This window comes from Salinisphaera sp. SWV1 (assembly GCF_052044155.1).
In the GTDB taxonomy this organism is placed as follows: domain Bacteria; phylum Pseudomonadota; class Gammaproteobacteria; order Nevskiales; family Salinisphaeraceae; genus Salinisphaera.
Map to the genome: position 1 here is coordinate 36,120 of NZ_JBQDYE010000004.1, position 24,889 is coordinate 61,008.

Here is a 24,889-nt window from a genome sequence, read left to right on the forward strand (position 1 = left end):
GCAATGATGACCGTTCGACTGGGTGTGAACCCGCTGCTCTGGACCAACGACGACCTGCCGCTGCTCGGCGACGAGACCCCGCTCACCCAGTGTCTGGCCGAGGCCAAACGGGCCGGCTACGAAGGCGTGGAGATGGGGCGCAAATTCCCCACCACGTTCGACGAACTCGGCCCGCTGCTCGCCGATGAAGATCTGGTGCTGGCCTCGGGCTGGTATTCGTCGAATCTGCTGGAGCGTGACGTCAACGAGGAAATCGAGGCCATGCAAGGGCATCTCGCCCTGATGAAGGCCGCCGGCGTGAGCGCGATGGTCTTCTGCGAGACGGCGCGCTGCGTGCATCTCGACCGCTCGATGCCGGTGTCGCGCCGGCCGCGGCTGACCGAATCAGACTGGCAGCGGCTGGCGCCGCGGATCGATGCGATCGCCGATTATCTGGCGGGCGAGGGCATCCGCATGGCCTACCACCACCACATGGGCACCGTGATTCAGGCCACCGATGACGTCGCCCGCTTGATGGACAAGACCGGCGACAACGTCGGGCTGCTGTTCGATGCCGGCCATTGTGCATTCGCCGGTGGCGATCCGCTGGACTGGCTCGATCGCTGGGGCGAGCGGGTCGTACATGCGCACTGCAAGGATGTCCGCCAGGCCGTGGTCGAGCGTTCGCACAATCGCAACGCCAGTTTTCTGAATGCCGTGGTCGACGGCGTATTCGCTATTCCCGGCGACGGCAGCCTCGATTTCGATGCCATTCTGTCGCGGCTGGCGGCGACCGGTTACGACGGCTGGCTGATCACCGAAGCCGAGACGGACCCGTCGGTGTCGCCGTCCTGGCCGCTGGCCGAGCGCAGCTATCGCTATCTCCGCGATACAGCGCGGCGGGCCGGCTTCTCACTGGCGGCGGCCGCGTAAGCGCCACTGCACAAGACACGATTCAAAGGACCGATGACATGCGCGAGATTCTGCACTTCATCAACGGCGAGCCCACGGCCGGCGACAACGCCGAGCGCGGGGCCGTATTCAATCCCACGACCGGCGAGCAACAGGCCGAAGTCGTGATCGGCACGACGGGCGATGTCGATGCCGCGGTGGCGGCGGCCAAGGCGGCGCTGCCGGGCTGGTCGGGGACCACGCCGCTGCGCCGGGCGCGCATCCTGTTCAAGTACAAGGCCCTGCTCGACGAGCACCGCGACGAGATGGCGCGCCTGATCGCCTCCGAGCACGGCAAGGTGTTCTCGGATGCCCAGGGCGAGGTCACCCGGGGTATCGAAGTGGTCGAATTCGCCTGCGGCATGCCGCATCTGCAGAAGGGCGAGCACTCCATGAACGTGGGTACCGGCGTGGACAGCTATTCCATGTACCAGCCGGTCGGCGTCTGTGCCGGCATCACGCCGTTCAACTTCCCGGCCATGGTGCCCATGTGGATGTATCCGATCGCGCTGGCGACCGGTAACACCTTCGTGCTCAAGCCGGCCGATAAGGACCCGTCGGCGGCCAACCTGATGGCTCGCCTGCTCAAGGAAGCCGGGCTGCCGGACGGCGTGTTCAACGTCGTGCACGGTCGCGCGGATGCCGTGAACCATCTGATCACCCATGCCGACGTGTCGGCGGTGAGTTTCGTTGGCTCCACGCCAATCGCCAAGCATATCTACGAGACCGCCTCGGCCGCCGAGAAGCGCGTCCAGGCGCTCGGCGGCGCCAAGAACCATCTGGTGGTCATGCCGGATGCCGATATCGACGGGGCCGCCGATGCGCTGATGGGCGCGGCCTATGGCAGCGCCGGCGAGCGTTGCATGGCAATTTCGGTGGCCGTGCCCGTCGGCCAGGAAACCGCCGAGAAACTGCGCGCGGCTCTGGTCGAGCGGCTGGAGAATCTGCAGGTTGGCCCGTCGCTGGTCGACGGCAAGGACAACGACATGGGCCCGCTGGTCTCGGCCGAGCATCGCGACAAGGTCGCGAACTATGTCGGCATCGGCGCCGAGGAAGCCGAGCTGGTGGTCGATGGGCGCGAGAAGGACTTTTCCGCCCATCCGGACGGCTACTTCATCGGCGGCTCGCTGATTGACCACACCAAGCCCGGCATGCGCGTCTACGACGAAGAGATCTTCGGGCCCGTGCTGTGCATCAGCCGCACCGAATCGCTGGATGAGGCGATTGACCTGATCAACGCCAACCAGTTCGCCAACGGCACGTCCATCTTCACCGAATCCGGCCATGCGGGGCGGACCTTCGCCGAGCGCATCGAGGTCGGCATGGTCGGCGTCAACGTACCGATTCCGGTGCCGATGGCGTTCCATTCCTTCGGCGGCTGGAAGCGGAGCCTTTTCGGTCCGTTGCATGTACACGGCGCCGACGGCGTGCGCTTCTACACCCGGCTGAAGACCGTGACCGCGCGCTGGCCCGAGGACCAGGTCTCGCAGGGCAACGCCTTCGTCATGCCGACGCACTGACCGGGCGGCCGGGCGCACACCGCGCCCGGTGTTTTCGTCGAGGAGAGCATCATGAGCACGACGGCTTCGAACGTGCGCCAGACCCTTGCGCGCGACTGGCAGCCCAGCCAGCAAGCGACCCGGGAACGGCTGGCACCCTATGGCCTGCGCCTCGGCATCAATCCGCTTGGCTGGACCAACGACGTGATCACCGAATTCGGCGATGACACCCCGGTCGAAACCTTCATCGCCGAGGCGGTCGCGGCCGGTTATGAAGGCGTCGAAATGGGGCGCAAATTTCCAGCCGATCAGCACGCCGTCGCCGGTCTGCTGGCCGACGGCAACGTCGATCTGGTCTCCGGCTGGTACTCCGGCCGCCTGGCCGAGATCGGCGTCGCGGATGAGCTGGCCCAGGTGGCGAACCATGCCGCATTGCTGGCCCATAACGGCGCCGAGGTCATGGTCTACGGCGAAACCGGGCTGATGCCGGGCGACGATCCGCTCAACGAACCGCTGTCGGCGACGCCCGTGATCTCGGCTGCCGACTGGGCGGCCTATGGTCAGCGGCTGACCAAGTTCGGTGAAGCACTCCAACGCGACTACGGCCTCCAGCTCGCCTACCACGCCCATCTGATGATGGTCGCCGAGACCGAGGCCGAGATCGATCGGCTCATGGCCGAAACCGGCGATGCGGTCGGCCTGCTGTTCGATACCGGGCATATCGCGGCCGGCGGCGCGGACCTCGCCCGCGTGCTCGCGAACCACGGCCATCGCATCAACCACATCCATCTAAAAGACATCCGCCGTGATGTGTTCGCTGCCATTCGCGAGTGCGACGACTCATTCAATACGGGCGTACGCGCCGGCATGTTCACGGTGCCGGGCGACGGCTGTATCGACTTCACACCCGTCATCGATTTCGCCAAAAGCGATGCCTACAACGGGTGGCTGGTGGTCGAAGCCGAGCAAGACCCGACCCAGGCGCCGTCGGTCGAATATGCCGACAAAGCGATGCGTACCGTGCGTTCGTTCTTCGGCGGCTAGTTCATCAAGAGGTTGTCCGCAGATCGACGCAGATTGACGCAGATGAAAGAAAGACAGCGGCAGGTGGCACCAAGCATAGAAATGCGTATGCGAGCCCTGATGTACTGAAGGTCATCTGTCTTCCGATCTGTGTGCATCTGCGTCGATCTGCGGATAAAAGTTTTCGAGGAGACCAAGGACATGGCAGAACAACTCAACATCGGCATCATCGGCACCGGTTTCATGGGTCGTGCTCACGCTGAAGCCTTCTGGCGCTGTGCGGCGCTGTATACCGATCTGGCGCTGCGACCGCATCTGTATGCGGTGGCGGATGTCAGCCGCGAGCTGGCCGAAGCCGCGAAGACACGCTTCAACTTCGACAAGGCCTATGACGACTGGCGCGCCATGATCGCGGACCCGAATGTGCATGTGGTCGATATCACGTCGCCGAACCAGTTCCATCACGAAATGGCGCTGGCAGCGATTGCCGCCGGCAAGCATGTCTACTGCGAAAAACCGATGGCGATGTCGACGGCCGAGGCCAACGAGATGCGCGATGCGGCCGAAAAAGCCGGCGTGAAAACCATGATCTCGTTCAACAACATCAAGACGCCGGCGGCGATGCTCGCCAAGCAGATCATCGACCGTGGCGAAATCGGCAGGCTGACGCGTTTCCGCGGCACTTTCGACCAGGGTTTCTTCAACGATCCGGAGCTGCCGTGGTCCTGGCGCTGTTCGCGCGCGGCGGCGGGCACGGGCTCGCTCGGCGACCTCGGCGCCCACGTGATCGGCGTGGCCCAGTATCTGATGGGCGATTTCGACCGGGTCTGCGGCCAGTCGCAGATCGTGTTCGACAAGCGCCCCGTGGCCGCCCCGGGGGCTGGCTATTCGTCAAAAGCGAGCGCCGACGCCGAGTGGCGGGATGTGGAAAACGACGACCAGACCCAGTGCCTGGTGAAGTTCACTTCCGGCGCGGCCGGGGTGGTCGAATCCTCGCGCATCGCTGCCGGCAAGATCATGGGCGTGGAATGGCAGATCTCCGGCACCGAGGGCACGATCATCATGGACGGCGAGCGCTTCAACGAGCTGCAGGTCTTTCGCATGCGCGACGACAAGCGTGACCGCGGCTTCAAGACCCTGCTCGCCGGCTCCCAGGTGCCCCAGTACGCCGGCTTCTTTCCCTTCGATTTCGGCGGCGGCTCGCTCGGCTTCTACGACGCCAAGGTCATCGACGTCTGCGATCTCGTCACCGGCATCGCCGGCCCCGACGACTGTTACCCGAACTTCAACTTTGGAGCCCGCAACCAGCGGATTCTCGAAGCCATCGACGAATCCTGCCGGTCGGAGTCCTGGGTCGACGTTTGAAAAGCATTGATCCGCAGATTACGCAGATTGCACAGATGAAGAAGAGAACGCGGATAGCTAGTCGCTGTACGGCACCCGGGAACGGTTTAAAACCAACGATCATTTGTCTTTGAAATCTGCGTCATCTGCGCAATCTGCGGATAAATAAAAGAACGAAGCCGCGTGAGGAGAAATAACCATGAAATCATTCGAACGGCCGATTCGCATCGGCATGGTTGGCGGCGGGCCCGGGGCGAATATCGCCGAGGCGCATCGTATCGGGCTGCGCATGGACGGGCGCTATGAACTCGTCGCGGGTGCGTTCTCGCGCGATCCGGACAAATCCGCGATCACGGGGCGCGAACTGAGCATCGCCCGCGATCGGGTCTATGCGGACTTCGAGGTCATGGCCCGAGCCGAGGCCGCCCGCGAGGACGGCATCGAGGCCGTGGCCATCGTCACCCCGAACGCCAACCATTACCCGGCGGCCAGGGTTTTCCTGGAGCACGGCATTCATGTCATCTGCGACAAGCCGCTGACCGACGATTTCGACACCGGGCTGGCGCTGCACCGGCTGGCGCAGTCCGAAGGATTGGTGTTTGCGCTGACCCACAACTACGCCAGTCACAGTATGATCCGGCATGCCGCGCGAATGGTTGCCAACGGCGATCTCGGCACGATTCGCAGCATCCAGGGCGAGTTTGCCGCGAACTGGGGCGCCGGCGACGCCGAGCAAGATGCCCAGAACAAACAGGTGGCCTGGCGGACCGATCCCGACCAGGTCGGACGAGCCAGCGTGCTATCGGATCTGGGCACGCATATTCATCACCTCGCCCGATTCGTTTCCGGGCTCGAAATCGAGGCCCTGGCGGCGGATCTGTCGACCGTCGTACCCGGCCGGCGGGTCTACGATCACGCCCAGGTCATGTTGCGTTTCACCGGCGGGGCGCGCGGCAGCTTCTGGGTGACGATGGTTGCGACCGGCGCCGAACACGGATTGCGTATCCGGGTGATCGGCTCCAAAGCGTCGCTCGAGTGGTGTCACGAAGACCCGCATCATCTGCGCGTCTCCTACCCGGGCGGGCGGCACGAAATACTGGCCCAGGGCGGCTCGGTGCTATCGGACGACGCCGAGCGGTTCACCCGTATCGGCCTCGGCCACCCGGAGGCGTTCCTCGCCTCCTTCGCCAATTTGTATTCGGCGGCAGCGGAGGCGATTGCGGCCGCGAGAGACGGCCAGCCGATGGCGGATCGACCGGCGGATTTTCCCGGCACCGCCGACGGTGTGCTCGGCCTCCAATTCATCGATCTGGCCTGCCGATCCTCCGACGAGGGCGGACGCTGGATCGACGTCGCGCGCCTCGGGCTTTGAGGCCAGCCCGACCCACGCGGGGACACTGCATATGGCGAATTCACTACGTTTCGGCGTCATCGGCGCCGGTTTTATGGGCAAGGCGCACGCGTTGGCCATCCATTCGGTGGGCGCCGTATTCGGGCTCAATACCCGCCCGGTGGCCGACATGATCGCAACCCGCTCGGATGCCTCGGCCGAGCGGGCCGCGAACCGGCTGGGCTTCGCCCGTCATACCGGTGACTGGCGCCAGCTCGTGCGTGATCCGGACATTGACGTGGTCACCGTCTGCGCGCCGTTGCCGTATCGGGAAATGGTTCTGGAAGCGATCGCCCACGGCAAGCATGTGCTTTGCGAAAAACCGCTGGGCGCGAATACCGGCGAAGCCGTGGAAATGCAGGCCGCGGCCGAGCGGGCCGGGGTGGTGTGCATGGTCGGGCTCAATTACCCCAAGACGCCGGCCTCGCAGTTTGCCCGCCAGCTCATTGCCGAAGGCGCGCTCGGCGAGATCGTGTCGTTTCGCTGTGTGCACGTCGAGGATTTTCTGGCCGATCCGGATCGGCCGATCGATTGGCGCATGCGGCGAGCCGAAGCCGGCGCGGCCGGGGCACTGGGCGATCTCGGCTCGCATTGCATCGGGATGGCGCATTGGCTGCTCGGGCCGATCCGCGAGGTCATGGCCGACACGCGCATCGTGCACGCCCAGCGCCCGGACCCCGAGACAGGCCAACACGTCGCGGTGGAAAACGACGACCAGGCGGAATTGCTGGTGCGGTTCGAAAACGGCGTTTCGGGGTCGCTGTATGTCTCGCGGGTCGGCACCGGTCACAAGATGGGGCTGTCCTACGAGGTCACCGGCACGCAAGGCACCCTCGTGTTCGATCAGGAACGCCTGAGCGAGATCCAGTTCTACTCGCGGCACGACGACGCACGAACTCAGGGCTTTCGGCGTGTCCCAATGGGCCCGGCTCATCCCGACTATGGTGATTTCTGCCCGGCACCGGGTCACGGTACGGGCTACAACGACACGGTGACGGTGGAAGTACGCGATTTGATTGCGGCCATCAGCGGCCAGCGTGCGGCGCTCTGGCCGTGCTTTGCCGATGCGGTGCAAGTGCATCGCGTGATCGATGCGGGGCTGGCGTCCGTCGAGTCGGGACGCTGGGCCACGGTGGATTGAATCCTTTGGACGCGGTTGGCGTGGCTGGTCGCTCGTCGTTTTCAGAGCGGGTCACGCGCGCTGCTGCTTTAAATCCATCGATTTTTTTGTCCGGTTCGGCGCGGTTTCGAAGCTCGCGATCCCTATATGCCAGCGCTTCAGATCGGTCGGTTGAGGCGCTTGGCTTGGCAACACCACGGAACGGGCGGGGCCTGGTTGTCGGCCTTCGGCCTAACCCGACCTACACGGTGGTTCGATCACCGTGCCGTTGACGGTCCGCGCAGGTCGGATTAGCCGGCGGCGTAATCCGACGGATCGAAGCCCAGCCAAATCCTGCGCCTACGTTCCTCGGACATGGTCTGGGTCTGGCGGTCATGCATGGCGATGCTTCTGAACAGGAAAAGCAGCGGTGCGCAATCCAAACAGATTTGGAAAATAAATTCCATAATACAAAATATCGAAATAAATAATTTGACCCGGGTTGCGCCCGGCACGTAGGTTCCCGTTGGGTAAAACGGCGTGCGAGCCATGGTCGGCTACCCGTGTCACCCGGTTCGACACGCGCGCTATCTCGGATCTCGCGGCGGACGCAGAAACACCCTTTATCGAACCATACGCCGACCCCGGATCAGACGGAATCATCGTCCAGGAGGAGTTTGACGTGAGTAATGGAGTGTCCTCAGCCTACGGGACCGCAGCCGCGAGCCAGGTCGGCTCCCATACCCGCAAGCTGGGCATGATCGCGTTCATCGCCACCTTCGGTGGTCTATTGTTCGGCTACGACACCGGGGTCATCAACGGCGCGGTGAACCCGATGAAAATAGACCTGGGCCTCACGCCTATGAGCCAGGGATTCGTCGTGAGTATTCTGATTTTCGGGGCGGCGCTGGGTGCGGCGGTCTGTGGCCGGATTTCCGATGTCTCCGGTCGTCGATACACGATTCTCATGCTGTCCGGGATTTTCATCGCCGGCACGCTCGGCGAGGCGATTTCGCCCAACTGGCAGGTGCTGTCGGCGTTCCGCTTCATCCTCGGACTGGCGGTTGGCGGGGCCTCGACGACAGTGCCGGTCTATCTGGCCGAAGTGGCGCCGACCGAACGGCGTGGCAGCCTGGTCACGCGCAACGAGATCATGATCGTTTCGGGGCAGTTCGCCGCGTTCATCATCAACGCCGTGATCATGAATATCTGGGGCGACTATCCCGGCATCTGGCGCTACATGCTGGTGATCGGCGTGCTGCCGGCGTTTGCGCTGCTCATCGGCATGCTGCGCGTGCCGGAAAGCCCGCGCTGGCTGACCGAGCAGAATCGGCGGGATGACGCGCTGGCGGTGCTCAAGCAAATCCGTTCGCCCGAGCGGGCTCGCGCCGAGATCGCCGACGTCGATGCCCTCGTCGAAGAGAAGCAGGAAAGCCGCTGCGGCCAGTGGTCGGATCTGACCGTCCCGTGGGTGCGGCGGCTGATCGTCATCGGTGCGGTGCTGGGCATCTTCCAGCAGTTCACCGGCATCAACGCGATCATGTATTACGGCACCCAGCTGCTGGAAAACTCCGGGTTTTCGAACAACGGCGCGGTGATCGCGAACACGCTCAACGGGCTATTCAGTGTCTTGGGCATCACGGTCGGCATTCTGCTGATCAACAAGATCGACCGGCGCAAGATGCTGATGGGCGGTTTCTTTCTGATCGCCGTGTTCCATATCCTGGTTGGTCTGTCGGCCCTGTTCATGCCCGATATCGCGATCAAACCGTATCTGGTGCTGATCTTTGTGGTGGCCTTCGTGTTCTCGATGCAGGGCACGCTTGGGCCGCTGGTCTGGCTGATGCTCTCGGAGATATTTCCGCTCAAGATCCGCAGTTTCGCCATGGGCATCTGTGTGTTCGTACTCTGGGTGGCCAATGCGATCGTGGCGTTCGGTTTCCCGCCGGTCGTGGCGGCATTCGGGGTCGGGCCGACCTTCTTCATGTTCGCCGCGATTTCGGTATTGGGCTTGATCTTCACGCTCGCCGTGGTGCCGGAAACCCGCGGCAAATCGCTCGAGGCGTTTGAAAGCCAGATCCGCGAGCGCTTCGCCTGATCAGCTGGCAATGAAACAACGGCAACGAGCCGGCCCGGGTGTGGAATACGAGCGGCGCCCCAGGGTCTGTTGAGGTTTCGTGCGAGCGCCGCGTTGGCGTCCGCAAATCGTGTCCGGCAAGGCGCGAGTCGCCGCGTCGTGGCGCGCCACGACCCAGACTCGCAACGCCGCCGGGCGGGATTTGCGGCCCAACCCGAAGGGACAAGCGCTGTTTTGCGGCAATCCAGCGTTATAGCTCTCTCGCGTAGGTCCACTACGCCACGTTCGCTACGCCTCGTCTTGCCGCAAAACAGCGCTTGGCGCGGACCCGCACGAAACCTCAACAGACCCTGGCCATCGAAACCCAGCGTGCGTTGTGTTGCCGGCCGCAATGTACTGGGCCCGCCGGACCATGCCGAATGCGCGTTTTCCGCCCGGCGCCGATACCGATCGAAGCCGGTCGCTCTGGTGGCGATATCGCACTCGCCATCATCGGCGCCAACCGCTGCGCTCACGGCCCCGAATCCAGTGGCCTCGCTCATGTGCGGCCCGGCCGTATCGATCGGCGTGCCCGGTCGCCGGCCGGCGCCAAGACGGCGGCGGTGCGGTTATCTATTTGATCCGTTTTACTTTGCAGCCATGGCACGGGAGCGATGAGGCGCCGACGGGGTGCCATTCGACCAATGGATTAGCGCAAAAATTTCAAAAATGCTTGCGGCGATATAAGCATTCCATCATTGTCATAACCACGGTCGCGGAGGGCCTCACGCTCGCGCCCGTTATCGATCAAAAAACCGGCCCGGTATCAAGTCGGGCTCGCCGAAGTAAAAAGCACGAAGGAGGAGAGCGATATGCGACTGTTCACCACAAGGCGTCGGCACGTACGTCTGGCCGCAGCGGCACTGGCCGTGGGCGTGGCTGCCGTATGTACGGCCGGCATCGCGTCGGCGGCCGACCAGAATTCCAGGCAACTGAAGATCGCGCTGATCACGCATGCGCAGGCGGGCGATACGTTCTGGGACCTCGTCCGCAAGGGCGCGAACGCCGCTGCCAAGAAAGACAACGTCGATCTCATCTATCTGCACGGCGACTCGCCCGACAAACAGGCCGCCAAGCTCGAGAACGTGATTACCCAGCATGTGGACGGCATCGCACTGACGCTCGCGTTTCCGGATGCCATGAAGCCGCTGGTCAAGAAAGCGCTGGATGACGGCATTCCGGTGGTCGGCGTGAACTCGGGCTTTTCTACCTGGAAGTCGATGGGCATTCCGATGTACGTCGGCCAGGACGAAACGCTCGCCGGCCAGGCCATCGGCAAACGCCTGAATAAAGAGGGCGCCAAGAAAGAGTTGTGTGTGAACCAGCAGCAGGGCGCGGTCCAGCTGGCCGCTCGCTGTGCCGGCGTGGCCGATACCTTCAAGGGCAAGTCGGAAACGCTCTATCTCGAGGGCTACGACATGTCGAAGGCCCGTTCGCGCATCATGGCCAAGCTGATGCAGGACCCGCAGATCGACACCATCGTCACCCTCGGGGCGCCATTCGCGCCGGTGGCCGTGGATGCGGCCAAGATGGCGCACAGCAAGGCCAAGGTCGTGACTTTCGACCTCAATCCGCGGACCGCCAAGCTCGTCAAGGAAGGCAAGGTCGCCTGGGCGGTGGACCAGCAGCCATGGCTGCAGGGCTACGAAGCCGTCGACTTGCTGTATCTGAACCTGACCAACGGCGACACCCTGGGCGGCGGCAACGCCGTGTTGACCGGGCCGGCCTTCGTAACGCCGCAGAATATCGACAAGGTCATCAAGTACGTCGAACGCGGTACGCGCTAAGCCACCGATTCGACCGCTCGTGACGCCCCGGCGGCTTGTGCCGCCGGGGCACCCCGGAGGAAAAACCAATGGCAGCCACCATGGACGACGACGCACTGCGCGGCGCGCCGACGCTCGACAACAAAGCGACCGGCGCGGCTCAGAAGCAACCCAAGCAACGTATTTCCCGCGATCCGCTGTGGAAGAAAATCCTCAAGCGGCCGGAAGCGGGCGCGCTCGGCGGGGCGATTCTCGTATTCGTTCTGTTCTGTATCGTCGCACCGCCGTTCCGCACCATGCCGGCGTTCTCGACCGTGCTCTACCAGGCCGCGATTCTCGGCATTCCCGCGGTGGGCGTATCGCTGCTGATGATCGGCGGCGAGTTCGACCTGACCGCCGGTGTGGCGGTCATCAGTTCCTCGCTGGCGGCCTCGATGTTCGCCACCCAGATCGGCGGCAACATCTGGCTGGGCGTGGCGTTTGCTCTCGCGTTCTCGCTGGCACTCGGCGCGCTCAACGGCTGGCTGCTGATCAAGACCAAGCTCCACAGTTTTCTGGTCACGCTATCGACGTTTCTGATGCTACAGGGCCTGAATATCGCCCTGACCAAGCTCATTACCGGCGGCGTGGCCACCGGCGACATCAGCTCGATGCCGGGCTTTGCCTCGGCCCATGCAGTGTTTGCCTCGGATATCGTCATCGGCGATTTCGACATCAGCGTGGCGATCATCTACTGGATCGTGCTGGTGCTGATCGCCACCTGGCTGTTGCTGCGCACCCGCGTGGGTAACTGGATCTTTGCCGTCGGCGGCGATCCCGACGCCGCGCGCGCGGTTGGTGTGCCGGTTCGCGGCATGAAGATCGCCCTGTTCATGGGCGTGGGGTTCTGCGTGTGGTTCCTGGCGATGCACATGCTGTTCGCCTACAACACCGTCCAGTCCGGTGCCGGTGTCGGCAACGAGCTGCTCTATATCGCGGCCTCGGTGGTCGGCGGCTGTCTGCTGACCGGCGGCTACGGCTCGGCGGTGGGTTCCGCGCTCGGTGCCTTCATCTTCGGCATGACCACGGAAGGTGTGATCTATGCCGGCTGGGATTCCGACTGGTTCATGTTTTTCGTGGGCGCGATGCTGTTGATGGCCACCGTGGTCAATACGTGGATCCGCGTTCGCGCCTCGCAGGGGTAATGCAATGACTGACGAAACTGCCATCATCGAACTCGACGGCGTCGGCAAGAACTACGGCAACGTGCATGCGCTGTCCAACGTCAGCCTCAAGGTGAAGCAGGGCGAAGTGACCTGCATCCTCGGCGACAACGGGGCCGGCAAATCCACCCTGATCAGCGTGATTGCCGGGCTCACCCATCATTCGACGGGCGAGTACCGGGTCGATGGCAAGCCGGTGAAATTCGGCTCGCCGCGTGAGGCACTCGATCTCGGCATTGCCGCGGTGTATCAGAACCTGGCGCTGGTGCCGCTGATGCCGGTCTGGCGTAATTTCTTCCTCGGCTCGGAAATGACCCGTGGCGCCTGGCCGTTCAAGCGCCTCGACCGCGACAATATGTGGCGCGAGACCGACGACGCCCTGCGCAAGATGGGCATCGAGCTGGAGGATCTGGAACAGCACGTCGGGACGCTGTCCGGCGGCCAGAAACAGGTGGTCGCGATCGCCCGGGCCATTCACTTCGGCGCCCGCGTGCTCATTCTCGACGAACCGACGGCCGCGCTCGGCGTGCATCAGTCCGGGCTTGTGCTCAAGTACATCGCCTCGGCGGCGCGCGAGCACGGGGTGGGCGTGATCTTCATCACCCATAACCCGCACCATGCGTATCTGGTGGGCGACCACTTCACCGTACTCAGCCGCGGCGAGATGGATCTGGACGCGCCGCGCGAGGATCTATCGTTGGAAGATCTGATTTTCCAGATGGCCGGCGGCGCCGGACTCGATGCCCTTGAGCATGAGATGAAGCGCTGAAGCCGCTTACGAGGGCGCCAATTCGGCGCCCTTTTTCGTGGTGGGAAGCGCCTATTCGTCGGGGCCGCTTCTTGAGGTGTTTTTGAGGTGATTTCGCGTTGTGGGCGGGCCGGGTCGGTTCAAATAATGGAACCGCAATAACCCCACGCGAAACCGGAGGAGAGCCATGCTGGCCCACGACAAGACACAACACACGACGCCCGCCGACCGGGTCTGGCTGCATGCCGATGATTGCCGGCTCGACGATTTCGTCGCCAGCCTCGACCGGACGACCCGCGCCGAGGATTATCCGCTCGCCGCGCGCATCGAACGCAACGTACCCATCTACGACGGTCGCCACGTGGCGGAGCTGTCGGCGGCGGCCCGCGCCGACCTTCAGGCCGAACTGGCCGAAGCCATGCTCGAGGGCCCGGGCATCGTCGTATTCAGCGGCGCGTTCGGCCGGGCTACGCTCGACCGTGCGACTGCGCGCTTTCAGGAGATGATCGATGCGCAACACGCCGCGGGCACGGCCGCCGGCGATCATTTCGCCACGCCCGGCGCCAACGACCGCGTCTGGCGCGTCCAGCAGAAGCTGGCCGAACGCGATCCGGGGGCTTACATCGATTACTACGCCAACCCGGTGATCGAGCTGGTCAGCGAAGCCTGGCTGGGCCCGATGTATCAGGTCACCTCCGACCTGAACGTGGTGAATCCGGGCGGCGCTGCCCAGAGCGCGCACCGCGATTATCATCTTGGCTTCATGTCGACCGAACAGGCCGAGCGTTTTCCGGCGCATGTCCATCGCTTTGCCTCGCAGCTGACGCTGCAGGGCGCGGTCGCGCATTGCGACATGCCCGTGGAGAGCGGGCCGACGCTGTATCTTCCGTATTCCCAGCGCTATGAGTTGGGTTTTCTTGCCACCGCCAGGCCCGAATTCCAGCGCTACTTCACCGAGCGTCACGTACAGTTGCCGCTGGTGGCGGGCGATGCGGTTTTCTTCAACCCCGCGTTGTTTCATGCCGCCGGCAGCAATCGCTCGGCCGATATCCGCCGCATGGCGAACCTGCTCCAGATTTCCTCGGCCTTCGGGCGGGCGATGGGCCGCCTGGACCGGGCGCGGATGTGCCGGGCGATCTATGCCGAGCTGTGCCGGCGCGCACGCCAGGGCGAGCGCGATACGGTCGTGCGCACGGCCAAGGCTACGGCCGAGGGCTATGGTTTCCCCACCAATCTGGACCGCGACCAGCCGACGGCCGGCATGGCGCCGGAGACGCAATGCGAACTATTGATCCGCGCGGTCGGCGAACAGCTCGATGCGGATACGTTCGAGTCGCAACTCGACGCGCAGCTCGACCGTCGCCGGGTCGACTGACGGGCCGCCGGGCGAGAACGCGTGACGCACCGGTTCACCGTCAAGCAGATTGCAGCCCAGGCCGGGGTGAGCGCGGCCACGGTGGATCGGGTGCGCCATGGCCGCGCGCACGTCCACGAGCAGACCCGGCGCCGAGTGGACGCGGCGATCCGGGAACTCGAAGAGCAGGTCGAAGCCGGCATTCCCGCCGGCCACGGGCTGACATTCGATGTGTTGCTCAACAGCCCGGAACGCTTCAGCCAGGCGGTGCGCCGCGCATTCGTGGCGGCCGCTGCCGCGATGGCACCGCTGCGTATCGCGCCGCGTTTCCATGCCGACGAACGCATGAGCCCGGAGCGCATTGCGGCAGATCTGGGCGTATTCGAACCCAAGGCCACGCATGGCGTGATACTCAAGGCCCCCGAGCACCCGGCGGTCATCGCGGCGGTCGAGTCGCTGGTGGCACGCGGCGTTCCGGTCGTCACCTTTGCCACCGATATCGGCGCCAACGGCCGTCTTGCGTATGTCGGAATCGACAACGCCGCGGCCGGGCGAACTGCGGCTTTCCTGTTATCGCGTGTTCTTGGCCAACGCGGCGGCGTGGTGCTGGCCAACCTCGGCAGCCGCGGTTTTCACGGCGAGCACGATCGCTGGCGCGGCTTCGCCGATTTCATGGCCGCGCGCTGCCCGTGCGCCGACGTGGTTGCCATCGACGGCGGCCATGGCCTCGATCAGGCAACCTACGAACTCGCCCGCGCCACGCGTTCGGCGCGTGGGCCCATCGCCGGCATCTATAGCATGGGCGGTGGCAACCGCGGGTTGCTGCGCGCGTTGGATGAAGCGGGCGATCGCGATGTGGTCTTCGTGGGTCATGATCTCGACGACGAAAACCGCGGCCTGCTGCGCGCCGGGCGCATCGACGCCTTGGTTGATCACGACCTGCGGGCCGATGCCGCGCGGGCGATCCGACACTTGCTGTGTTTCCGTCGGCATGGCCGGGCTGCCGAAAGCGAGGCCAGCCGCGCGGTCATCGTCACGCCGTGGAACATGTGATGCCACCTTGGTGCGAAATCCAGGATACGCGGCTATCGGTATTGATATAAAAATGCCAGAAGCGCAACAGATTATCGGCGCGAAAAATGTTTGAGAAATTGCGGATATGGCACCTCCGCCGGACATCAAGTGTGTTTCGGCTGAACCGATCATTTGATTTGTGATGCATTTATTCCAGAAAATGCGTATATGCAGCGGGCACGCGCCGAGCGCGCGTCGATACACAATCCGAGGATCCCGACCCAGTCATGACCGAACAGGCACCGGAAACGCCGTCCGAGCTACAGCGCCGGATATTGGCCGAATACAAGAACCTGAGTAAGCGACTGCAGCAGATCGCTCAGTTCGCTGTCGACCATCCCAACGACATGGCGCTGGAAACCACGGCGGTCATCGCCGACCGGGCCGGTGTGCAGCCCTCGGCGATCATCCGTTTCGCCAAGGCGTTCGGCTATTCCGGGTTCTCCGAGCTGCAACGGGTGTACCAGACCCGGTTGGCCGAAACCGCCTCCAGCTATAGCGAGCGTCTGCGCCGGCTGCGCCGGGAAGAGGAAAACGATACCCAGGCGCTCACGCCCCACGGCGTGTTGCGTCAGTTCTGCCAGGCCAATCGCATGGCACTCGATCATCTCGCCGACGAGATCGATGCCGAGGGCCTGGCGACGGCGGCGCGGATTATGGCCCGCGCCGAGTGCATCCACCTCTGCGGGCAGCGCCGGTCGTTCCCGGTGGTGACCTACATGGCCTATGCGCTAAGCCGGATTCAGGCCAATGCCTGCCTGCTGGACGGGCTCGGCGGCATGCTCGCGCAGCAGACCGCGCGCGTACGGCCCGGTGATGTATTGTTCGCCGTCTCGTTTCATCCTTATGCCGAGGAAACCGCCGAAACCATTCGGCACGCCACCGAGCAGGGCACGCCGGTCGTCGTGCTCACCGACAGCCCGCTCAGTCCGGTGGCCGCACACGCCACGGTCTGCCTCGAAGTCCACGATGCGGAGATGCACAACTTCCGCTCGCTCACGGCATCCATGTGCCTGGCTCAGGCGTTGACCGTCGCGGTGGGGCTCGCTCTGGATGGGCAGCCGGACGAGCGCCGGTCGTGACACGGTGTTGCCAGGGCCTGTTGCCGTTTCGTACACGTGCCGCGTTGGAGACCGCAAATCCGTCGAGACAAGGCGCGCGTCGCCGGTCGTGGCGAGCCACGATCAAGACGCGCAACGCCGTATCGGCGGATTTGCCGCCCAACCCGAAGGGACAAGCGCCCAAAGATTAACGACACGACGGCAATCCAGCGTTGGTGCTCTCTCGCGTAGAACGACTACGCGACCTTCGCTACGCCTCGTCTTGCCGCAAAACAGCGTTTGGCGCGGACGCGCGCGAAACGGCAACAGACCCTAGTCTGAGCAGGCACTCTGACCATCCTGTCGTTGCAAGCCGTTGCGGGTTGGCCGCCGCAGACGCGGTCCATTGCGCACACCACGCGATGCCGTATGAAGCGGCTGAAGGGCCCGATAGTCGTTGGGCTATCGGGGCACTCGGGCGCTTCGATGCGTCGACCAATAGCAAAGCCGCGACAATCGTGTTGTCCGTGTGGGGCGTGGCTGCGCGTCATGCATCGTCATGGGCCGCGCCATGGCGTCAGCCACGGCTTATAACGCTTGGGCCACGAGAGCAATGCTGGGGTAAAGCAGCAGCGCGCGAGGAATGTTTCAATGATCGGCGAGTACATTAATACTGAAACGGGCGACACCCTAGTACTGGGCCGGGGGCATAGCATGAACGGCGGGGTAAGTGATCGACAACCAAGGTGCTCTGCATGGGTGACGCCCGTCCCGACCCGCGGGGGGTTCTTGCGCGTAATCTGCGACATTTGATGGGCCTCAAGGGCTGGTCGCAGGGGCGCTTGTCGCAAAAAAGCGGTGTCAGCCAGAAAAGCATCAGCAATATCCTGAATCAGGAAAAACAGCCCACTCTGGCAACCGTGGACAAGCTGGCCGCCGCCTTCGACCTGAATATTTGGCATCTGATGCTGCCGCGCCTGCCCGAGCAGCTGGTCGATTTGCCGTCAGTCGAGCACCTGCTCCTGTGTTACACCAAGGCCTCCGACCAGGGACGGCATTACATCGACCGTGTCGCTGAGCGCGAAGCCTATTATGGCCGGCATGCCGGGCCCGATGGCGAGCAGGGCGGGTCGGGGGCAACCTAGGCCACTTGCATCGCAATCCATGGTGCCCTTGGCGTAGGTCAAAATCCGCGCCAAAAAGTCTCGTTAGTACGGATGGTTGCGATGCAGTCCGTATCAGGGGCTGTGCCCGTGTTACACAACACGAAGGACTGGTGACCGCCCGGGGCGGGTAAGTGCTCGGCGTGTTTGCCTTTCGTGCCTTGCCTCGTGCGCGCGCCAGCGGTTTCGAACGGCCCTGACGATGTCGGCGCTCTTTGCCTTCGCAATGTGCTGTGGCGATGGCTGAGGTGTGGCGGCTGATTGCGCGCCTCGTTCCGTGAGAAATGGCTTTGCATAGCCGCTCATGGGAAAGCCTGGCGGCTTTTTGCTTTCTTGTCTCGGGCGCAACCGGGCGGGCAGGCCCGGGCCTGATAGCGTCTAAAGTCCGGGTTCGTCTCGGCTATTGCATGGTCGAGCTCAAGATGAGTAACATAAAACTTGAATATAAAATTTAATAAGTAATAAAATGCTTAAACTGCTGGCGTGGCGATCGTCGCTTGGCTGCGTAGCAGGCGGTGAGCGTCGCTCGGCGCGCTAACAAACAACGCGACAACCTGGCTGGCCGTGATATGCAAGGACCCCGAAAAAACGAGCCGGAGAAGCCCTTACGTGCAGCCGTTCGAAACCGGTCGCACGCCTGCGGTGGACAGCATAGCGCTATCTCGGAGCTGGAGCGGCAGGTCGACGCGGCGGAGTGTGCCCCGCACGTGATACATAACCTGTACTGCGCGCTGGAGCACATGCTGGCCCTGCATTCGCAGGGTGCGGCCCCCGACCGCCAAGACCTCGTTTGTTGCTACGGACGAATGCAGCTGATGCTGGCCAGTCGTATGTTTCCTGCCTTGAAGGCCGTCGGGGAGGAAATCCCGCGCGCTAGCCGGCGCCAGGACGCGGCAGCCGGATCGAGAGCTGCCCTGTGTGGTCGGTTCGGTTGAATCGGGCGCTGATTTATGTACTGCGGCCAAGATGTGGTTATTTTGCGATCACAGCCGCATCTGCGGGAGATAGGCTGAGCGCCAAGTTGGTCCCGTCGCTGCATGCCGGGCAACTCGGGGCCGGACGATAAGCCGCTCCCGCCTTATCGCCGGGCCCATCCGGCCTGGATCAGCTGGGAGCTCGGGGTCGGAGCGAGGGAGGGACGTTTCATCCATGGCGTTGAGCATGGCCGGCTATGGCCACGCCCTTTCTGATACTGTCTTCGCCCCTGGTTTTCAGTCCATTCGTCAACATGACCGTTATTCTGGGATTGCTGGCGGCAGTGGCCTACGGCGCAAGCGATTTCGCCGCCGGTGTGGGCGGGCGGCGGCTGGGCGCGGGCGTCGTCGCGTTGTTCGTCCAGATCGTGGCCTTTCTGATGGCGGTGGTCGCCGTGACGATGGAAACGCATCACGGTTTCACGGCATCGGCGTTAGGGTGGGGGCTGGTTGCCGGCATCGGCTGTGCCGCGGGCACGATGGCGCTGTATCGCGGATTCGTCGTCGGGCGCATCAGCGTCGTGGCGCCGTTGTCGGCGGTGGTGGCCGCCGTGGTGCCCGCGCTCACGGGTATTGCCCTGGGCGAGCATCTCACATCGCTGGCCGGCCTGGGCCTCGTGTTCGCGTTGCCCGCCATCGGGCTCGTATCCTGGCATCGCGATACAACGGTGAAAACCAAGGCGCGCCCGGGCGTGCTCGAGGGGTTGATCAGCGGCGCCGGGTTCGCCGTTTTGTTCATCGCCCTGGATCAGGCCGGCGCGGCTGCTGGATTCTGGCCGCTCGTGCCGGGTCTTGCCCTGGCCGGCGTGTTGATTCTGCCGTTCGCCCTGAAAGAGCCGCGCCCCATCCCTGTCGACACCGCCGCTCTCGCACTCCTGCTGACGGCCGGCGTGTTCGGCGGCGCGGCCGATCTATTGCTTTTGACTGCCACCGGGCGCGGCCCATTGTCGATCGTCGCCGTGCTGACAGCGCTCTATCCGGCCGTGACCATCCTGCTCGCCCGTGTTTTCCTCGGCGAGCGATGGAACGCGGCGCAGACCTGCGGGCTCGTAGCCGCCGTCGTCGCGATTACCCTGATTACGCTGGGTTGATTACTGCCAGGGCGGACGTTTTACCAGCCAGGTTTGGCCGTAGAGGCTATGCTCGGGGAGGTCGTCGAACGACAAATACGACTACATATGACGCTCTTTAACAGCACTGAAATACCGGCGTTCAGGTTGGTGCTTTTTCTCTGTCTTTAAAATCCCTGTTAAAACAGCGATGTATTTTTAGAGCGTTCCCCGCAGGCGCGGGGATGAACCGGGCAGCGCGACGGGCTATATCGCGAAGTACATGCGTTCCCCGCAGGCGCGGGGATGAACCGAGCGATGATCTGTCGGGATGCTTTTCCTGCGGGCGTTCCCCGCAGGCGCGGGGATGAACCGCCGTGCGCCGCATTCGCTGGATGTGGAACGGGGCGTTCCCCGCAGGCGCGGGGATGAACCGGTCAGGTCCAATACATCGGCGATGCTCAGATAGCGTTCCCCGCAGGCGCGGGGATGAACCGATAGATACGATCCGGCTCTCCACGTTCATTGGGCGTTCCCCGCAGGCGCGGGGATGAACCGGCGCGCGACCGGATCGGAAGCACGTTCGTCATGCGTTCCCCGCAGGCGCGGGGATGAACCGGCCGTGTGCAAGGACCATGGGGTGCCGTTCCGGCGTTCCCCGCAGGCGCGGGGATGAACCTAATGGATGCCGGCGTCCTTGCCGATGTGATGCGCGTTCCCCGCAGGCGCGGGGATGAACCGACGTACCAGACGTTCCTGACGCTGTTCGCCGAGCGTTCCCCGCAGGCGCGGGGATGAACCGCTGTTTTCGGGCGTATCGGTCGCGTACCACGAGCGTTCCCCGCAGGCGCGGGGATGAACCGACGCGAGCGCGGTCAAAAACCCGATGGTGGGGGCGTTCCCCGCAGGCGCGGGGATGAACCGGCACGCGGCCACGTCGCGCTGTTCGTCACGTGGCGTTCCCCGCAGGCGCGGGGATGAACCGATCGCGAGCGTGATCGCTGCCGTGGTGATCGTGCGTTCCCCGCAGGCGCGGGGATGAACCGTCGGCATCCATTACACCGACGACACCGCGGAGGCGTTCCCCGCAGGCGCGGGGATGAACCGGCTGCGGCCCATTGGCTGTTCGTCAGCGTCGGGCGTTCCCCGCAGGCGCGGGGATGAACCGAAATTGAAATGACCAGCGCCGTGTATCGCGAAGCGTTCCCCGCAGGCGCGGGGATGAACCGCATGCGGGCCAAGATGCCGGCGCCATCGACGTCTGTTCCCCGCACGCGCGGAGATGAACCTCTATCGTCTATCGACGGGCGCTCAGAGACAGCGTGTTACCCGTGGGCGCACGCATAGCCGGGGCATTGACTTACTGTATGCGCTCACCCGTCTATGTCTGATGTAGCGACGAGCGGACAAAACGTGTCTGTGCATCGCCTATCGCCTTAATGTCGTTGTCAAACGAGTTGCAACTTTCTCCGCAGCCCTTATGATTTACACGTACATCGTAAGGGGGCGAGGCAATGAGCCGAATGATCAATTTTCGTGCCGACGACGAACTGGATGCCCGGCTCACGCGGCTCGCGCGGCTCACCGGGCGAACGAAGACGTTTTACGTTCGCCAGGCCGTAGAAAGTCAGATCGAGGATCTGGAAGATATCTACCTGGCTGACCAAGTTATGTCTCGTGTCGATGAGGGCAGCGAGGCCACTTACGATCTTGATGAGATAGAGCGCGGTCTTGGCCTGGCGGATTGAGCTCACCGACACGGCGCGCAAGGCTCTGGAAAAGCTCGACCCGCAAACCGCGCGGCGTATTTCCGCTTATCTGCGCGAGCGTGTTGCTGCCGCGGACGAGCCGCGCCAATTAGCAAAAAGCCTGCAGGGCGAGTTGCGGGAATATTGGCGTTTTCGAGTCGGCGACTATCGCATCGTCTGTGATATTCAGGATGACGTCCTTCGCGTTCTGGTTGTCCGTATCGCGCATCGAAAGCGTGTTTACCGGCGGCGTTAACTCGCAGTCGCTGTATGCGCGGAGATGAACCGACGGCGCCGGGATATCACGGCGACGGCTGCCTGTATTCCCCGTATGCGCGGGTAGAAACTGGCTCTTGAACCTTGCGGCTATTCTGCCATTGACCGTTCCCTGCGCCTGCCGGAACGGGCGGATCACGATCTGCACGGCTGGGTCAGCCGTCTTGTGGTGTTTCGACTGCCGATCGTTTGTTGTCGCCGAGTCTGAAGTATCGACCCCGTCCTCCGTGTTCGGCGTCCGCTGTTTTTTCTCTGAGTTGTTCTCGCAGGGTCACGAATTGACCCACTGCGTATCTCACACTAACGCTGTCGGTTTGGGGAAAAGAGAAAACGCATGCTAGAACGAGAAAGCCGAAAAGGTCCGATCCAATCCATAGCCAAGTTTTCTGCGCTAAGCCCGCAGGCGCGTTCGATCTGGTCCAAAAGCGCGGTAGATGAAGGGGAGGGTCACAACCTGCTGGCCCACATGCTGGACGTGGCTGCGGTGGTTGAAGCACTGCTCGAACGGGAGCCAGAGACAAGCCTGGATTGGGCGAGCCACGCGTTTGGCTTGCCGAGGGAAGGTTGTATTCGCTGGATTGCCGCCACTGCCGGGTTGCACGATTTTGGTAAAGCCATCCCAGGGTTCGTAATCAAGTGGCCAATGGGGCATGCGCGTGCCGAGGTGGCTGGTCTTATTTTTCCGGACCAGGCTGAGGAACGTGGAAACCACTCGCTAGCTACCGCGGCGCTTCTAGCAAAACCGCTCTGCGAGCTGACCCAGGCGCCGTGGGGATGGGTACTGGCGGTCGTGCAGGCGATCGCCGCGCATCACGGCCGTCATTTCCGTGCGGACGAGACAGCTCATGGTCGGCCTATCAACGAGCCTGCCGAGTGGGCGCGAGCGCGTCGCGAAATACTCGACGTGTATTGGCAGACGCTTAATCCTCTAGGCTGCCCGAGCCACGACGATCTGGATCTGGTCGCGGTGAATTGGCTGGCCGGTCTGACCAGCACCGCGGATTGGATCGCGTCCAACGTGGAATGGTTCGCGCTCGGCGAGCGGCACGATAATTTGCACGATTATTACGCGCAGGCGCGTTTGCTCGCGACCGATGCATTGGTGGATGCCGGTTGGCCACGCTTTCAGAGCCTTCTGTCCGAACCCCTGGCAACCGAGACATTGCTCGGCCGTATCCGCGGCAAACCGACGACACCACGCCCGTTGCAGCAGGCCGGCGAGGCGCTGCTGCAAGACGCAAAAGGGCCCACGTTGCTGCTGGTCGAAGCGCCTATGGGCGAAGGCAAGACCGAGTTGGCATATCTGGCCTATCTTCGCTTGCAGGCCGCGAATGCACATCGCGGACTATACGTCGCCTTGCCGACACAGGCGACCGGCAATGCGCTTTTCGACCGCACCAAGCAGTTTCTGCGAGCCTTCGACGAAACCACGGCTGTAAAAATCGTTCATGGCGGCGCCGCGATGAACGCGCAGCTACGCCATCTCCGCGGTATCGCGGACGACGAACAGGAAAGCGTGTCGGCCTCGGTCTGGTTTTCCCAACGGCGTCGGCCATTGTTGGCGCCGTACGGTGTGGGCACGGTCGATCAGGCCTTGCTCGGCGTGCTCAATGCCAAACACCATTTTGTACGGTTGTGGGGCTTGGCAAACCGAGTGGTCGTGCTGGATGAGGTGCATGCGTACGACACCTATACGAGCGTGTTGATTGAGGCGCTCGTGCGTTGGTTGAAGGCCATGGGCAGTTCGGTCGTGCTCATGAGTGCGACGCTGCCGCAGGCCAAACGGGATCGGCTGGTTCGGGCCTGGGGTGCCGATCCGCAGGAGCTGCCCCAAAGCGACTACCCGCGGTTGACACAAATCGATGCGCGCTCGGTCCGCGGCATAACGGTTGGCTACCGGCCGCAGGCGCCGATTACGGTGCATGGGGTCGACGAGTCGTTGGAGGCGATCAAGGAGCAGGCGATCGCCTTGCTTGAGGAGGGTGGTTGCGGGGCCGTGATCGTCAATACGGTCGATCGCGCGCAACAACTATTTCGTTTGCTGGAGTCGCACGCTAAAGAAAACGGCATCGAAACGGTGCTGTTTCATGCGCGGTTTCCGGCAGATCAGCGCGCCGACATCGAGAAGCGCGTCCTCGCACTCTTCGGCGAATCGAGCGATGCCAAGGCCGGGCGTCGCCCGGCCAGGGGCTTGCTAATCGCGACCCAGGTGGCCGAGCAATCGCTCGATTTGGACTTCGATTTCATGCTGAGCGATCTCGCGCCTATCGATCTGCTTCTGCAGCGAGCGGGGCGCATGCACCGCCACGACCGACAGCGCCCGGCCTCGCATGAGCAAGCGCGCCTGTGGGTCGCGGGGTTGCATCACGATCGCCTGCCGTCGCTCAAGGAAACCGCCTGGGAGTATGTCTACGACCCATGCGTGCTCGGCCATACCTGGGCCTGTCTACGCGAGCGCGACACGCTAAGCCTGCCGGGCGATATCGATGCGCTGGTGCAGCATGTCTATAGCTTTCCCGAGTTGCCGGCCTCGATCGACGAAAAAATTAATGACTTTATACAGATCGAATCCTACGGCGCGCATTTGGGCACTGAGAAAGGCAAGCATCAGCAGGCGGTCGATATCTCGTTGGACCCGGACGACCCCTTAAGTGTGTACCAAGACCATTGGTTCGGTGGCGACGACGAAGAAGGGCAACGTAATAAGACCCGGCTCGGTCCGGACTCGGTGAATCTCGTGCCGATCGATGTAATCGACGGCGCCTGGATGGTCGACGGGGTCTCCATCGATCCGGCGCAGGTGCCGTCCGACGATATCGCAGGCCAACTCTACGCGCGCCAGTTGCGCGTGTCGCGCAAGGCGGTCGTGCTCCATTGCCAACAAGCGGAGCGGCCACTGGCATTCGATGAGCATCCGCTTCTGCGCCATCTCTATCCAATGCCGCTGGTCGCCGGGCGTTGTGAGCTGGGCGGCCAGTCGCTCTATCTGGACCCGGCGCTGGGGCTTGTTTACGAAGCAGGTGAGAGGTGAGGGGAAGAAGCTCTTCCCCTCGTCGTCCCCGTGGGCACGGGGAAATGTTGAACGGCGGCGTTT

Annotated in this window: 19 protein-coding genes and 1 CRISPR repeat array; of the genes, 18 read left to right on the forward strand and 1 reads right to left on the reverse strand. The window is 63.4% G+C overall.

Annotation, left to right across the window (positions count from 1 at the left end):
* Positions 1-6: 6 nt before the first annotated feature.
* From iolE (ACS8YF_RS02945) to ACS8YF_RS02970, 6 genes are all read left to right on the forward strand, one after another.
* Positions 7-912 carry a myo-inosose-2 dehydratase gene (gene iolE, locus ACS8YF_RS02945; RefSeq protein ID WP_440848725.1) on the forward strand — a complete coding sequence of 302 codons (906 nt, stop codon included), beginning with the start codon at positions 7-9 and terminating at the stop codon, positions 910-912.
* Between the two features lie 38 nt (positions 913-950).
* Positions 951-2,450, forward strand: a complete 1,500-nt coding sequence (locus ACS8YF_RS02950) for a CoA-acylating methylmalonate-semialdehyde dehydrogenase (protein WP_440848726.1) — start codon at positions 951-953, stop codon at positions 2,448-2,450.
* A 129-nt stretch (positions 2,451-2,579) separates the two neighbouring features.
* Positions 2,580-3,473: a myo-inosose-2 dehydratase gene (gene iolE / locus ACS8YF_RS02955; RefSeq protein WP_440848824.1), complete on the forward strand. Its 894-nt coding sequence runs from the start codon at positions 2,580-2,582 to the stop codon at positions 3,471-3,473.
* A 180-nt stretch (positions 3,474-3,653) separates the two neighbouring features.
* A complete protein-coding gene (locus ACS8YF_RS02960) occupies positions 3,654-4,817 on the forward strand; it encodes a Gfo/Idh/MocA family protein (RefSeq protein ID WP_440848727.1) in 1,164 nt (387 codons plus the stop codon).
* A 178-nt stretch (positions 4,818-4,995) separates the two neighbouring features.
* Entirely contained in the window at positions 4,996-6,168 is a 1,173-nt protein-coding gene (locus ACS8YF_RS02965; protein ID WP_440848728.1) for a Gfo/Idh/MocA family protein, read from the forward strand.
* 31 nt (positions 6,169-6,199) lie between these two features.
* Positions 6,200-7,327 (forward strand): Gfo/Idh/MocA family protein, encoded by a 1,128-nt coding sequence (locus ACS8YF_RS02970; RefSeq protein ID WP_440848729.1) that lies wholly within the window; start codon positions 6,200-6,202, stop codon positions 7,325-7,327.
* 269 nt (positions 7,328-7,596) lie between these two features.
* On the opposite strand, the gene ACS8YF_RS02975 is transcribed toward ACS8YF_RS02970, so the two are convergent.
* Complete coding sequence (locus ACS8YF_RS02975; RefSeq protein WP_440848730.1) at positions 7,597-7,836, reverse strand: hypothetical protein; 240 nt, start codon at positions 7,834-7,836, stop codon at positions 7,597-7,599.
* A gap of 131 nt (positions 7,837-7,967) precedes the next feature.
* On the opposite strand from ACS8YF_RS02975, the gene ACS8YF_RS02980 reads away from it, so the two are divergent.
* The 12 genes from ACS8YF_RS02980 (at position 7,968) to cas3 (ending at position 24,826) form a co-directional block, all read left to right on the forward strand.
* Complete coding sequence (locus tag ACS8YF_RS02980) at positions 7,968-9,383, forward strand: sugar porter family MFS transporter (protein ID WP_440848731.1); 1,416 nt, start codon at positions 7,968-7,970, stop codon at positions 9,381-9,383.
* A gap of 830 nt (positions 9,384-10,213) precedes the next feature.
* Entirely contained in the window at positions 10,214-11,188 is a 975-nt protein-coding gene (locus ACS8YF_RS02985) for a sugar ABC transporter substrate-binding protein (protein ID WP_440848732.1), read from the forward strand.
* A 68-nt stretch (positions 11,189-11,256) separates the two neighbouring features.
* Positions 11,257-12,351: an ABC transporter permease gene (locus ACS8YF_RS02990; protein ID WP_440848733.1), complete on the forward strand. Its 1,095-nt coding sequence runs from the start codon at positions 11,257-11,259 to the stop codon at positions 12,349-12,351.
* A gap of 4 nt (positions 12,352-12,355) precedes the next feature.
* Positions 12,356-13,138: an ATP-binding cassette domain-containing protein gene (locus ACS8YF_RS02995; protein ID WP_440848734.1), complete on the forward strand. Its 783-nt coding sequence runs from the start codon at positions 12,356-12,358 to the stop codon at positions 13,136-13,138.
* Between the two features lie 166 nt (positions 13,139-13,304).
* Positions 13,305-14,492 carry a phytanoyl-CoA dioxygenase family protein gene (locus ACS8YF_RS03000; protein ID WP_440848735.1) on the forward strand — a complete coding sequence of 396 codons (1,188 nt, stop codon included), beginning with the start codon at positions 13,305-13,307 and terminating at the stop codon, positions 14,490-14,492.
* Between the two features lie 21 nt (positions 14,493-14,513).
* Positions 14,514-15,524, forward strand: coding sequence for a LacI family DNA-binding transcriptional regulator (locus ACS8YF_RS03005; protein WP_440848736.1), 1,011 nt, complete (start codon positions 14,514-14,516; stop codon positions 15,522-15,524).
* 248 nt (positions 15,525-15,772) lie between these two features.
* Positions 15,773-16,627 (forward strand): MurR/RpiR family transcriptional regulator, encoded by an 855-nt coding sequence (locus tag ACS8YF_RS03010; protein ID WP_440848737.1) that lies wholly within the window; start codon positions 15,773-15,775, stop codon positions 16,625-16,627.
* A gap of 713 nt (positions 16,628-17,340) precedes the next feature.
* Positions 17,341-17,730 carry a helix-turn-helix domain-containing protein gene (locus tag ACS8YF_RS03015; protein ID WP_440848738.1) on the forward strand — a complete coding sequence of 130 codons (390 nt, stop codon included), beginning with the start codon at positions 17,341-17,343 and terminating at the stop codon, positions 17,728-17,730.
* 1,246 nt (positions 17,731-18,976) lie between these two features.
* Positions 18,977-19,813: an EamA family transporter gene (locus ACS8YF_RS03020; RefSeq protein ID WP_440848739.1), complete on the forward strand. Its 837-nt coding sequence runs from the start codon at positions 18,977-18,979 to the stop codon at positions 19,811-19,813.
* Positions 19,814-19,995: 182 nt separating this feature from the next.
* A CRISPR array of direct repeats spans positions 19,996-21,061; the repeat unit is 29 nt; unit sequence GCGTTCCCCGCAGGCGCGGGGATGAACCG.
* A 224-nt stretch (positions 21,062-21,285) separates the two neighbouring features.
* Entirely contained in the window at positions 21,286-21,519 is a 234-nt protein-coding gene (relB, locus tag ACS8YF_RS03025; RefSeq protein ID WP_440848740.1) for a type II toxin-antitoxin system RelB family antitoxin, read from the forward strand.
* Complete coding sequence (locus tag ACS8YF_RS03030; RefSeq protein WP_440848741.1) at positions 21,503-21,775, forward strand: type II toxin-antitoxin system RelE family toxin; 273 nt, start codon at positions 21,503-21,505, stop codon at positions 21,773-21,775. The genes relB and ACS8YF_RS03030 overlap by 17 nt, the downstream gene beginning before the upstream one ends.
* Positions 21,776-22,129: 354 nt before the next feature.
* Positions 22,130-24,826, forward strand: a complete 2,697-nt coding sequence (gene cas3 / locus ACS8YF_RS03035) for a CRISPR-associated helicase Cas3' (protein ID WP_440848742.1) — start codon at positions 22,130-22,132, stop codon at positions 24,824-24,826.
* The last annotated feature ends 63 nt before the right edge of the window (positions 24,827-24,889 follow it).

Bases quoted from the DNA above. Each gene is read 5' to 3' on its own strand.
- ACS8YF_RS02975 (WP_440848730.1), bottom strand. From the start codon at position 7,836: ATGGCTCGCACGCCGTTTTACCCAACGGGAACCTACGTGCCGGGCGCA.
- ACS8YF_RS02995 (WP_440848734.1), top strand. From the start codon at position 12,356: ATGACTGACGAAACTGCCATCATCGAACTCGACGGCGTCGGCAAGAAC.
- cas3 (WP_440848742.1), top strand. From the start codon at position 22,130: ATGCTAGAACGAGAAAGCCGAAAAGGTCCGATCCAATCCATAGCCAAG.
- ACS8YF_RS03000 (WP_440848735.1), top strand. From the start codon at position 13,305: ATGCTGGCCCACGACAAGACACAACACACGACGCCCGCCGACCGGGTC.
- ACS8YF_RS03015 (WP_440848738.1), top strand. From the start codon at position 17,341: ATGGGTGACGCCCGTCCCGACCCGCGGGGGGTTCTTGCGCGTAATCTG.
- iolE (WP_440848725.1), top strand. From the start codon at position 7: ATGACCGTTCGACTGGGTGTGAACCCGCTGCTCTGGACCAACGACGAC.
- ACS8YF_RS02990 (WP_440848733.1), top strand. From the start codon at position 11,257: ATGGCAGCCACCATGGACGACGACGCACTGCGCGGCGCGCCGACGCTC.
- ACS8YF_RS02985 (WP_440848732.1), top strand. From the start codon at position 10,214: ATGCGACTGTTCACCACAAGGCGTCGGCACGTACGTCTGGCCGCAGCG.
- ACS8YF_RS02960 (WP_440848727.1), top strand. From the start codon at position 3,654: ATGGCAGAACAACTCAACATCGGCATCATCGGCACCGGTTTCATGGGT.
- relB (WP_440848740.1), top strand. From the start codon at position 21,286: ATGAGCCGAATGATCAATTTTCGTGCCGACGACGAACTGGATGCCCGG.
- ACS8YF_RS02970 (WP_440848729.1), top strand. From the start codon at position 6,200: ATGGCGAATTCACTACGTTTCGGCGTCATCGGCGCCGGTTTTATGGGC.
- ACS8YF_RS02950 (WP_440848726.1), top strand. From the start codon at position 951: ATGCGCGAGATTCTGCACTTCATCAACGGCGAGCCCACGGCCGGCGAC.
- ACS8YF_RS03010 (WP_440848737.1), top strand. From the start codon at position 15,773: ATGACCGAACAGGCACCGGAAACGCCGTCCGAGCTACAGCGCCGGATA.
- ACS8YF_RS02965 (WP_440848728.1), top strand. From the start codon at position 4,996: ATGAAATCATTCGAACGGCCGATTCGCATCGGCATGGTTGGCGGCGGG.
- ACS8YF_RS03020 (WP_440848739.1), top strand. From the start codon at position 18,977: ATGACCGTTATTCTGGGATTGCTGGCGGCAGTGGCCTACGGCGCAAGC.